General features: G+C 33.7%; 11 protein-coding genes. 8 read left to right on the top strand and 3 right to left on the bottom strand.

Features of this window, described 5'->3' with window-relative positions; translation table 11 throughout:
* Position 1: 1 nt before the first annotated feature.
* Together dnaN and dnaA are read right to left on the bottom strand one after the other, a co-directional pair.
* Complete coding sequence (dnaN, locus tag P6936_RS00420; RefSeq protein WP_276862078.1) at positions 2 to 1114, bottom strand: DNA polymerase III subunit beta; 1113 nt, start codon at positions 1112 to 1114, stop codon at positions 2 to 4.
* A gap of 223 nt (positions 1115 to 1337) precedes the next feature.
* Complete coding sequence (dnaA, locus tag P6936_RS00415) at positions 1338 to 2717, bottom strand: chromosomal replication initiator protein DnaA (protein WP_060928918.1); 1380 nt, start codon at positions 2715 to 2717, stop codon at positions 1338 to 1340.
* A gap of 713 nt (positions 2718 to 3430) precedes the next feature.
* On the opposite strand from dnaA, the gene rpmH reads away from it, so the two are divergent.
* From rpmH to jag, 5 genes are all read left to right on the top strand, one after another.
* The gene (gene rpmH, locus P6936_RS00410) at positions 3431 to 3565 is read left to right on the top strand and encodes a 50S ribosomal protein L34 (RefSeq protein ID WP_004836563.1); all 135 of its coding nucleotides are present in this window, start codon (positions 3431 to 3433) and stop codon (positions 3563 to 3565) included.
* Between the two features lie 96 nt (positions 3566 to 3661).
* Positions 3662 to 4012, top strand: a complete 351-nt coding sequence (gene rnpA / locus P6936_RS00405) for a ribonuclease P protein component (RefSeq protein ID WP_004836564.1) — start codon at positions 3662 to 3664, stop codon at positions 4010 to 4012.
* Positions 4002 to 4217 carry a membrane protein insertion efficiency factor YidD gene (gene yidD, locus P6936_RS00400; protein ID WP_004836565.1) on the top strand — a complete coding sequence of 72 codons (216 nt, stop codon included), beginning with the start codon at positions 4002 to 4004 and terminating at the stop codon, positions 4215 to 4217. Before rnpA ends, yidD begins: the two co-directional genes overlap by 11 nt.
* 47 nt (positions 4218 to 4264) lie before the next feature.
* Positions 4265 to 4999, top strand: coding sequence for a YidC/Oxa1 family membrane protein insertase (locus tag P6936_RS00395; RefSeq protein WP_004836566.1), 735 nt, complete (start codon positions 4265 to 4267; stop codon positions 4997 to 4999).
* Positions 4980 to 5861, top strand: coding sequence for an RNA-binding cell elongation regulator Jag/EloR (jag, locus tag P6936_RS00390; RefSeq protein ID WP_276880535.1), 882 nt, complete (start codon positions 4980 to 4982; stop codon positions 5859 to 5861). The genes P6936_RS00395 and jag overlap by 20 nt, the downstream gene beginning before the upstream one ends.
* Before the next feature lie 240 nt (positions 5862 to 6101).
* On the opposite strand, the gene P6936_RS00385 is transcribed toward jag, so the two are convergent.
* Complete coding sequence (locus P6936_RS00385) at positions 6102 to 7832, bottom strand: Na/Pi cotransporter family protein (RefSeq protein ID WP_004836568.1); 1731 nt, start codon at positions 7830 to 7832, stop codon at positions 6102 to 6104.
* Positions 7833 to 8016: 184 nt separating this feature from the next.
* On the opposite strand from P6936_RS00385, the gene mnmE reads away from it, so the two are divergent.
* The 3 genes from mnmE to rsmG are packed head-to-tail and all read left to right on the top strand — an operon-like array spanning position 8017 to position 11885.
* Positions 8017 to 9384: a tRNA uridine-5-carboxymethylaminomethyl(34) synthesis GTPase MnmE gene (mnmE, locus tag P6936_RS00380; protein WP_040349376.1), complete on the top strand. Its 1368-nt coding sequence runs from the start codon at positions 8017 to 8019 to the stop codon at positions 9382 to 9384.
* Positions 9374 to 11260: a tRNA uridine-5-carboxymethylaminomethyl(34) synthesis enzyme MnmG gene (mnmG, locus tag P6936_RS00375; RefSeq protein ID WP_040349378.1), complete on the top strand. Its 1887-nt coding sequence runs from the start codon at positions 9374 to 9376 to the stop codon at positions 11258 to 11260. The genes mnmE and mnmG overlap by 11 nt, the downstream gene beginning before the upstream one ends.
* Positions 11253 to 11885 carry a 16S rRNA (guanine(527)-N(7))-methyltransferase RsmG gene (gene rsmG / locus P6936_RS00370; protein WP_004836571.1) on the top strand — a complete coding sequence of 211 codons (633 nt, stop codon included), beginning with the start codon at positions 11253 to 11255 and terminating at the stop codon, positions 11883 to 11885. Before mnmG ends, rsmG begins: the two co-directional genes overlap by 8 nt.
* Positions 11886 to 11903 lie beyond the last annotated feature (18 nt).

Here is an 11903-nt window from a genome sequence, read left to right as displayed (position 1 = left end):
TCTAATTAGCAAGCCTTACTGGTAAAACAAGATAGGTGAAATCTTCATTTTCATAGGATGAATTTTCAGGATAAATTAAACATGGATTTAGGGCTGATTTGAAGTTTAGCTTGATTTTTGTAGAATCGCAAGCCTTGACACCCTCTTGCATGTATCTTGCATTGAAGGCTATTTCAAGATCAGGGCCTTGTTGATCAACATCTATAGCTTCTCTTACATCCCCTATTTCAGAATTTGATTTTATTAACATAATCTTATCAGAAATTTCTATCTTTATTAGGTTTGCCCTGCCAGGATCTGCTAAAACTTGAGCACGGTCTAGTGAATTTATAAGCTCTCTTTTATCAACGATTATGCTAGTTTCTGAAATATCATTAATAATATTTCTATAATCTATAAAATTCTTATCTATTACCTTGCATTGCATAGTAGTATTTTCACTTACAAAAATCAAATCATTTTCATTCTTATAGAGTTTAGTTTTTGTATCGTCAGAAACTATCCTTGACCATTCTAATAGGGATCTTTTTGGGATGATATATTCACTATCTTCATAGTCTGTAGGATATTCGAGTTTTACTTTTTTTAGAGAAACCCTGTAACCATCCAAGGCAACCATATTTAGGAATCCATCTTTAAATTCAAAAAGAATTCCTGTTAGGGCAAGCTTTGTTTCGTCAAGACTTGTTGCAAATTCAGTTTGACTTATTGATCTTTTTAGGACATCATTATCTATTTCTATAGCCAAAGTATCTGGTATGGATAATTCATTTTTCTCAAAATAATCAAAGGCTAAAAGGTTAAAGTTTGATGATGAGCACTTGATATTTATTTTTCCATCCTTATTTTCTACAATTACAATATCATTAGGTAGTTTTCTTACTATATTTGCAATAAGGCTTGCCTTAACAGCCATCTCACCTTTTTCATCAACTACAGCATCTACTTTTGTTTTTATAGCTATTTCGCCATCAAAGGCTTTGAGGAAAAGACTATTATCAAAACACTCGAAGTATATTAATTCGTGAATCTGTATATTGGTACTTTTTGAGACAGCTTTCATAGCAATATTTATAGCACTCATTAAATCTTGCTGACTAATTCTAAATTTCATTGTTACTCCTTAACTTAAATATATACTTAGTAGTATTATTAGTAGGGCCTGTATAAATGTGGATAAGTCTCTTAAAAGTTTATATCTAGCTTAAAAGTCTTATTGATAACTTGTGGGTAGAAAAAGGATAAGATAGCTAGTTTTCCACATTATCCACAAGCGTGAAGCAAGAAAAAATCACATCCTACTTATCAACATACTTATCCACAGGCTTATTAACATTTTACTCTGTTATCTCCTTTAGGAGAGCATCTATTTCTTCTTTGAAGCTATCATCTTCATCCATTTGTTTTTGAATTTTATCTATACCATGCATGACAGTTGTATGATCCCTATCAAAGGCATTAGATATAGTTACTAGAGAATCTTCTAGGATTTCTCTGGCTAAAAACATGGCTATTTGTCTAGGATTTACAATTTCTTTCTTTCTAGATTTGCCCTTTAGCTCAGATAGCTTGACTCCATACTTATCTGCGACATATTTTTGTATATCATCTATACCAACACGTTTTTTCTTATCCTTAACCCTAGTTCCTACACCCTTTATAGCATCTTCCATAGTAACAATTTCTCTATTATCACTTTTAGCATAGGCTATGGCAGTAGACAAGGCTCCTTCCAAATCTCTTATGTTGGTATCAATATTTTCTGCTATATAAAACAAGATGTCATTTTCTATATAAGCTCCTAATTGGTCAAGCTTTTTTTGAAGGATTGCTACCCTAGTTTCAAAATCAGGTTTACCAATATCGACTATAATTCCCCAGGAGAACCTTGAAATAAGCCTATTTTCTAGGTGCTTTATCTCCTTTGGTGGCCTGTCTGAGGATATTACTATTTGTTTACCTGTGTTATAAAGGTCATTAAAGGTGTGGAAGAACTCCTCTTGAGTTCCTTCTTTACCTGCAATGAATTGAATATCATCTATAAGAAGAATATCAACTGACCTATATTTTTCCCTAAATTTTTCATTTTTTGTCGACCTTAGGGCTGAAATCATCTCGTTGGTAAATTTCTCGCTTGATAAGTACATTACATAAGCATCATCCCTATTATCAAGGATTTCGTGGGCTATTGCCTGCATCAAGTGGGTCTTACCTAGGCCACTTTCCCCATAAATAAAGAGAGGATTGTAAAGTCTTGCCTGAGATTTGTTAGAAATATTTTCTGCAACAGCCTGGCTTACCCCTAAGGCATATTGGTTAGATTTGCCTTCTACGAAATTTGCGAAAATATTTTCTTCTTCTAGTTGGGGTCTAGGGAAGGATGAAACTTTATTAAGTCTCATCTGTCCGTCAGGATCATAGTCCTTACCGAGGGTTAAGACCTTGTTGTAATTGTCTCCATCTTTTGCAACAACCTCAATAATTAAATCTTTACCAGTTTTGCTTTTGATATTATCAAGGGCAATCTGGAGTTGAGGAGCCCAAATCTTATCATAAATAAAAAGTGTATCCTTCTTAGGCACTTCCAAATAAAGGGTTCCATTGTACAAATTAAGGGGTTTTAGAATGCTAATCCATGTGTCAAATTGCTGACTATCGGTTACATGCATTTTCATTTCATTTTTTAATTCATCTGTAATGTATTCTAGATTCGTCATCCATCCTACCTTCCTTCCTCTAAAAGTTATACACAGTCTATAAAGCCCTAAAATTTAAAAATAAGAAAGAAAAATAAGACTTATCCCCAAAAATTGGATAACTTGTGGATAACTTTTTTGTTGATAAAATTTTCTTCTGAATTTTAAGCTTTAAGCCTAGAAAATTTTAGAAAGCAAGGATAATTTCCAAATTTATCCACACAAAAAGTAAAAATCCAGATAAAAAACATAGTTTTGCATATACTTATACACTCTCAATTATACTATAATCATGCGATTCAAGCAACTTATCCACATTTTTTATTTATTTTTTGGGAAAACTTATTTTTAAAAATTTAAAACTTTTGGAAAAAGGGTGGATATGTGGATAAGTCTGTGTATTTATTTAGTCTTTCTCATAAAATTTTCATAAATTGACTAGATAAGCCAAAAAAAATTATAATATGAGATGATTTTACAAAATTATTCATGGAGATTTTTTGTTTAAAAGTTGTGGATAGAAATTTTATCAAGAAAATTATCCACACTGGAAATTTATTCCGAAAAAACTGATATTAGTGGAAAAATATTCTGCTTAAATTGAAATTATATTCAAGGCTATTCTTTAGAGCCTAGTTTTTTACAAAATATTATTTTTTTACTCAAAAATCTTGACAGATTAGCTTTATTTCAATATAATAGTATGAGTCAAAAAAAGAGTAGGAGGTGTAAGCATGAAAAGAACTTATCAACCAAATAGAAGAAAGAGATCAAAAGATCACGGCTTTAGAAAAAGAATGTCAAGCCCAGGTGGTAGAAGAGTACTAAAAGCTAGAAGAAGAAAAAACAGAAAAAGATTATCTGCTTAAGCTAGAAAGTATTAATTGTATATAGATTAGGAGGGGCCTTATATAAGGCTCTTGTTTATATTTTTTACTTTTCTACAAATAGTTAAGAAGTGTTTAATGGAAAAAAGAATTAGTTTAAGAAAAGACGCAGACTTTCAAAGAGTATATAAAAGAAACCAAGCTTTCTACAATAGGGATTTCACTGTTTTAGTGAAAAATAACGGTCAAAAACATCCTAGATTTGGTTTTTCCATAAGTAAAAAGATAGGTAAGGCTAATGTTAGAAATTCTCTTAAAAGAAAGCTTAGGGATATTATTAGGATTAATTACGGATCTATTAATGCTGTAGATGTCGTAATTATCCCAAAGAAACATACGATAGATTTTACTTACGATGATTTAAAAAAATCTCTGGGTCATGTTCTTAGTAAAGCTTTTAAAAAGAAGATGATTTTTTATGTTAAATAAATTATTCATTGCAATAATTAAGTTTTATCAAAGATTTATTTCTCCACAACTAGGATATTCAAAGTGTAAGTTTCAACCAACTTGTTCCCAATATGCCCTGGAGGCTTTTAGGAAGCATGGATTCTTGAAAGCGTTTTTTATGTCTGTGTGGAGAATTTTACGATGTAATCCATTTTCTAAGGGAGGTTATGACCCAGTTAACTAAACTTTTCTTTAGGAAATATAAGAAAATACTGAAATAATGGAGTTTATATGATTAAAGTACTAGCCGGTATTTTAGGCCAACTGATGAGATGGATCTATGATAGCTTGCAAGCTAATTTCACAGAGCCTACAAATATTAGTTTTTATGCCATAGCTATAATAATTATGACTTTGCTTGTAAGTCTTTTAATTATACCAATGACCGTTAGCCAACAAAAACAAGCAGAGAGAACAAAGATTTTCAAACCAAAGATGGAAGAAATCCAAAAAAAATATAGTTACGACCAACAAATAATGCAAAAAAAGATGCAACAACTTTATAAGGAAGAGGGAGTAACTCCTGGTATTTCTGGTTGCCTTGTAATGATTATCCAAATTATGATTCTTTTTGGATTGTTTAGGATGATGGGAGATACTACAAAGTATGTATTCCCTGAAGGCTTAGATAATGTTAGGACAAATTTCTATTGGATATCTAATCTATTAGATAAGGACCCTTATTGGTTTGCTCTTCCACTACTTACAAGTTTATCCCAAGTTGCCGTTCAACTTTTCTCAATGAAAACAAACCCTCAAATGCAACAGGGTGGAGCTATGGGAAATATGAACAATATGTTTTTGATAATGCCTTTGATGTATTTTTTCATATTTAGGGGTCTACCAGCAGGTTTGCCACTTTATTACACCCTAAGTTCTGTATTCAGACTTGTAATTATGGTAATTATGCATTTTTATATGAAAGCTAATAAAACGGAGTTAGAAGATGAAAAAGTCAATAATTAAGAGTGCTAAAACTAAAGATGCAGCTATCAAGCTTGCTCTTGATGAAATTGGTAAAAGTAGAGATGAAGTAGAAGTAGAGATTATCGAAGAAGAATCTAGTGGCTTTCTTGGTCTTATTGGAAGTAAGGATGCTGTTGTTAGGGTAAGTTATGAAGAAGACATCAAAGAAGCCCTATCAAACCTAGAAAAAGAGATTGAAAATACAGAATCCTTCGTCAAAGACTATGATTATAAAGAAGAAGAGCCTGTAAAAATCCCAGTAGATGATGTTTTAGAAGAAAAATTAGAGCTAAGCGAAGAAGGCTCTCCAGAAATCGATGCTGAAACAAAAGAAGCTAAAGATCTAGATGACGAAGAAACAAAGCTAAGTGTTGATTATGGAAAAGCTAAGCAAAAGGCTGATATAGATAAGTTTTACGAAGCAAAGGACCTATTAGAAAGTATCCTAAAGGCCATGCATTTTGAAAATGTAAGTGTAATAGGTGATTTGGAAGATAATATTATCAAACTTGATGCTAGGGTTGACGAGAAGGATACAGGAATTGCTATAGGCAAGGCAGGTTCTACCCTAGATGCCATAGAACTTATTGTTAGAAAAGCAGTTGATTCTAGAAGAAATAATGTAAGAGTTAATGTCGATATCAACTCTTATAAGAAACGCAGGGATGAAAAGATAGTTGAACTTGCTAGAGATACTGCTAGAAAGGTTCAAAAAAGTAAGAAGAGCTGGAATTTAAGATATATGAATTCATACGAAAGAAGACTAGCTCACGAAGAAATATCCAAACACCAAAATGTATCTAGTCACTCAGAAGGTTCTGAGCCTAGAAGATATGTGGTAGTTGATTATATAGAAGATTAATTAAAGAAGCTTTTGCAGATTCAATAAGACCCTTATTGATTATCTGCAAGGGCTTTTTTTGATATTCATGTAAAAGACAGGATAAAAAAAGGGACTGTTTAATTTTATGAATAATCTCCCAGCAATCACAAGATGATGTTCTTAGGAAATCTAACAGTCCCTAGGGTCCTAATTAATTTTTCCGAGGAGTTCTAATGATTTAGGATAATTATTATTTCTTAAACAGCTCCTTAATTGAAATTAGTTTATATGTTTTTCAATTTTATCATAGGCTTTTATAATTTCTTCATCTCCATCTTCAAATTTGCGGTGAGATAAAGTATCGTGTATTTTAACAGGTTCCATTGTTATTCTTGCGATATTGTAAGCATGATCCCCGATTCTTTCCATAGTTGATAAGATATCGTTAAATACATAAGAGGCTATGGTTGTCATATCCTCACCATTTGCAAGTCTTTTGTAGTGGGCCTTTCTTAGATTTGTTTCCATAAGGTCTAAGGCTGCCTCATCTTCACCTAATCTTCTAAAGAGGACTTCATTTTTGTTATTAAAGACTTCTATGGAATTTACGAAGTTGTTTATTACAAGATTGTAAATATCTTCAAGGTCTGAGAGAGCTTCTTCATTATAGCTTGCTCCAGATTCGTATATCTCTTCGTAGTATTCGCCTAAATTTTGAGCCAGGTCTGAGGTTCTTTCAACGTTGATTTGAATTTGTAGGTAATTTTGAACTTCAGCTTCTATATCCATATGACTTGAATTTTGGGCAATAGATAGGAGATAGGCTTGGATTTTAGTGTCCATGTCATTTACAATTGATTCTGCTTGATTAGCAGTTTCTAGGTACTTTCTATCTTTTTCGAGTAGGTATTTTTTGGTTTGCTTTATTGTTTCGAGGGCTACTTTTGATTCTTTTAGGATGGCAGATTCTATTTGATCAAGAGCTCCTACTGGGAAAGTTTCAATAAGTCTTTCATCTAATTCTAGGTTTCCAAGATCAGAAAATATTGAATCCTTACCAGGTATTATTTTATTTAGTGCCTTGGCTACATATTTTATTAGTGGTAGGAATATAATCATACCAATAAAGTTAAAGGTAAAGTGACCAACGGCTATGGTCATTAGCTTATTTGTGCCTAAAAAATCCGCTATGCTTCTTACTAAAGTTTCGTATGGATTTAGGAATAGTAAGAATATTAGAGATATCATTACATTAAATAGAACATGGAAGGTAGAAGTTCTTCTTGCTGATAGAGATCCACCCAAGGAAGCAAGGACAGCGGTAATGCAGGTACCTATATTTGCTCCAAACATAAGACCCAAAGCTACACTTAAATCAATGGCTCCAGAGGCAAATAAAGATTGGATAATACCAATAAAAGCTGATGATGATTGAATTAAAGCTGTCAATGCTGCACCTATTAACACAGCTATGATTGGGTTTTGAGCCATGTTAGCGACGATTTTGTCAAAACCATCTATGTTTTTTAGCTCAGTTAGAGATCCACCCATCATTTCGAGTCCTATAAATAATAGGCCAAAACCTAACATTATTTCTCCGACATATTTATTTCTTCTTTTTGATGAAAACATCGTAATAACAACACCTATTAAGGCTATGAAATACGATAAGTATCCTAGGTCGAAACCTATTAATATAGACGTAACGGTCGTACCAATATTTGCTCCAAGTATTACTCCAATAGCTTGCTCTAGGCTCATTACGCCAGCCCTAACAAAGCTTATGGCAATTACTGTTGTTGCAGATGATGATTGAATTAAACCTGTTATAACTATACCAACCAAAACTCCCATTATTGGATTGGAAGTGTACTTCTCTACATATCCTCTAAGCTTGGGGCCGGCAAAACTTGTCAAAGCTTCCCCCATAAGGGAGATACCGAACAAGAATATTGCCAGACCTCCTGCTATAAGATTCCATTGCAGAGAGCTTAATGATTGTAGTTGCATAATCCCTCCAAAATATTTTATTCTGTATCTAATATAACATATTAATCGAAATCTACAAATTTTTTCTACGAATTTTTAAGTAAAGCGGAGACAGTCAGGATTAAATGTTGACAAATTCAGTTTTTCCACTATAATTCTTATGTTACAAACCACTAGTCAAAGTAGTGTATATAAAGGAGTAAATATGGAAGAGAGAACAATTGCTGCGATTTCTACACCGTCTGGGACTGGTGGTATATCCATAGTCAGGATGAGTGGACCAAAAGCCTATGAGATAGTTAGTCAAATATTTAGACCGATTATGGGAAAGCCACTCGATAAGAATGACGATAATAGAAAGATGCGCTATGGAAATATTATAGATAATCAGGGAGAAATAATTGATGAAGTAATGGTTTGCTTTATGAAGGCTCCCTTTACTTATACTAGAGAAGATATATGCGAAATAAATTGCCACGGCTCTTTTGTTTCCGTAAAAAAAATTCTCAATCTCTTGCTTGATAGGGGTTGTGATTTAGCTGAAGCTGGAGAATTTACAAAGAGGGCCTTTCTCAATGGCAGAATCGACCTATCTCAGGCAGAAGCCGTTCTTGATATTATTAACGCGAGAAATGATTTGAGCCAAAAAGAAGGCATAAATCAATTAAATGGAGCCTTGAGAGAAAAGATTAATTCTATCAGACAGGAGCTTCTAGAAGCCTTGTCAAGATTGGAATATTCTATTAATTTCACAGAGGATGGAGAAGACCTTCCTAAAGATGAAATTATTGTCTACATGGACAAGGCTAAGGACATGATTGATAAGCTACTAAATACTTCCAACAAGGGAAAAATAGTAAGAGATGGTATCAACACAACAATAATTGGCAAACCTAATGTGGGTAAGTCTTCCTTGCTCAATAATCTATTGAATGAGAATAGGGCTATAGTAACCGATATTCCAGGTACTACAAGAGATCTTATTACCGAGTACATTTCTTTCGGTGATTTTACACTTAAAATCAATGATACCGCAGGAATTAGGGAGACTGATGATGTAGTCGAAAAAATCGGAGTCGATAAGTCCATAGAACTTATAGACCAATCAGATTTAATTATTGCAATTTTTGACTCATCTAGAGATTTTGACCAAGAAGATAAGAAAATCATGGATTTAATCGAAGGCAAAAATGCTATAATAATTTTAAATAAAACAGACCTTAGTGGAAAGTTTGATGAAAAAATCTTAAAGACTAGTCTACCTATAATCAGGACCTCAATGATAAATGAAGAAGGTATTGATAAATTAGAAGAGACTATAACTGAGATGTTTAATACCAAGGAATTAAAGAGAGAATCAGTTCTTATAACTAATACCCGTCATGAGAGGCTCTTGAATATGGCAAGTAAGAAGCTTACTTCTTCACTATATGATATCAATAGGGGAATCCCTATAGATGCTTGTGAAGTTGATTTAAGGGGCGCCTATGACGATTTGGGTCTTATTATTGGAGAATCTGTTTCTGATGAGATAATGGATAAAGTATTTAAGGAGTTTTGTGTTGGAAAATAAATATAAAGCAGGAAGCTATGATGTAATAGTGGTAGGGGCAGGTCATGCTGGTTGTGAAGCAGGGCTTGCTGCTTCTAGGCTAGGCCTAAAGACCCTCATTCTAACAACTAGTATGGAATCAATCGCTGATATGCCTTGCAATCCTAATATCGGTGGAACTGGTAAGGGACATATAGTTAGAGAGATAGATGCCCTTGGTGGACAGATGGCTATAAATATTGACAAGACCTTTATCCAATCAAGGATGCTAAATACTAGCAAGGGTCCAGCTGTCCATTCTTTAAGAGTTCAAGCTGACAAAAGAGCCTATCATGACGAAATGAAGAAAACTTTAGAAGACGAAGTTGATCTTTTCGAACAAGAAGTAGACAAGATAAATTATAAGGATGGAAAAATTGTTTCATGTGAAACAGTCCAAGGTGCAATATTTGAATGTAAGGCCTTGATAATCTGTACAGGAACATATTTGAATGGAAAAATCCTTATTGGAGAATATGAAAAGGTATCAGGCCCTCACGGCCTATCTGCTGCGACTTTCCTTTCTGATTCTTTAAGGGAAATGGGTTTTGAACTTAGAAGATTTAAGACAGGAACACCAGCAAGGGTTGATAGAAAATCTCTACATCTAGAAAAAACAGAGGTTCAAAAAGGTGATAAGGAAGTTATTCCTTTTTCATTTTTAAACGAGGGAGAGGATTTCTCTCATAGGCATCAAGAAGATTGCTATTTAACTTATACTAGACCTGAAACTAAAGAAATAATTATGGAAAACTTATATAGATCACCTATTTATGGTGGTCATATAAAAGGAATTGGTCCAAGATATTGCCCTTCCATAGAAGATAAGATGGTAAGATTTCCAGATAGGGATGTCCATCAAGTATTTATAGAGCCTGAAGGTCTAACAACGGATGAAATGTATATCCAAGGTGTATCCTCATCCCTACCCCAAGAAGTGCAATTTGATTTTTACAAAACCATCGTTGGCTTAGAGGATGTGAAAATAATGAGGCCAGCCTACGCTATTGAATATGACATGATTGATACAAGAAAACTTTACAGAACACTCGAGTCAAAGGATTATGAGGGTTTGTATTTTGCAGGTCAAATCAATGGCTCTAGTGGTTATGAGGAAGCAGCTGGTCAAGGCTTAATAGCAGGCATTAATGCTGCCCTAAAGATAAAAGGTGAAAAGCCTCTAATCTTAGATAGGTCTGATGCTTATATCGGTGTCTTGATAGATGATTTGGTAACTGAGGGAACAAAAGAGCCTTATAGGATGATGACCTCAAGATGCGAATATAGGTTGACCATGCGTCAAGATAATGCTGATCAAAGACTTACTAAACTTGGCTATGACATAGGCCTTGTAAGTGAAGAAAGATATCAAAAAATGTTGGCTAAAAGAAATGCTATAGACTGCGAAATAGAGAGGTTAAAATCAGTAAGCCTAACACCAAAAGCTGAAACAAACCAAAAACTTGAAGAGTTAAACACCTCACCACTAAAAAATGGCATTAGCTTATATGACCTTCTAAAAAGGCCAGAAGTTGATTATGATATGCTAGAAGCCTTTGACCCTGATAGACCTCAATTACCAAAGTTCCAACAAATCCAAGTCCAAACAGAAATTAAGTACGAAGGCTATATCAAAAAGCAAATGGCTGATATAGATAAATTCAAGAAATTGGAAGGAAAAAAACTAGCCAAAAATATAGACTATTTTAAGATTCCTGGTTTAAAGAAAGAATCGTGTGAAAAACTTAACGAAATTCAACCAGAATCCATAGGTCAAGCTTCAAGAATATCAGGCGTTTCACCTGCCGATATAAATGTACTTTTGATTAGACTAAAGACAGGTGAATTAGATGGATAAAGCTTATCAAATCTACATGGATTACCTGCTAGAGGTAAATGCTCATACCAACCTTACAGCCATAACCAATCCTAGAGAAATCGAAATTAAACATTTCAAGGATTCTCTAACAGTATTATCCTATATTAAGGAAAAAGATAAGGTACTTGATATAGGGGCAGGTGCTGGCTTTCCAGGTCTTCCCCTAAGGATTGAAAAAGATTTCGACTTAACTTTAATCGATTCTGTAAATAAAAAAGTAGTCTTTATGAATGAAGTTATAGAAAAGTTAGGACTTAAAAATACCAGGGCCATCCACACTAGGGCAGAAGATTATGCTAGGGAAAAAAGGGAAAGCTTTGATGTTGTTGTATCAAGGGCTGTAGCAAATATGGCTACCCTTTCAGAATACGCCCTACCATTCTTAAAGATAGGTGGTTTATTTATCGCCCTCAAGGGACCAAAGGCAGAAGAAGAACTAGAAGCTAGCAAAAACGCATTAAAGATACTAGGTGGAAGAGTAAAAGAGATTAAAGCTTTTGACTTGGATGGCAATGAAAGAGTTAATATAGTAATAGAAAAAGTTAAAAAGACTAAGGACAAATATCCTAGGGGCAAAAATCTCCCTAAGAAAGAACCCCTATAATGTTTCATATGAAACAAT

The organism is Anaerococcus tetradius (genome assembly GCF_947087635.1).
In the GTDB taxonomy this organism is placed as follows: Bacteria; Bacillota; Clostridia; order Tissierellales; family Peptoniphilaceae; genus Anaerococcus; species Anaerococcus tetradius.
This window is presented reverse-complemented; position numbering and strand designations above follow the sequence as displayed.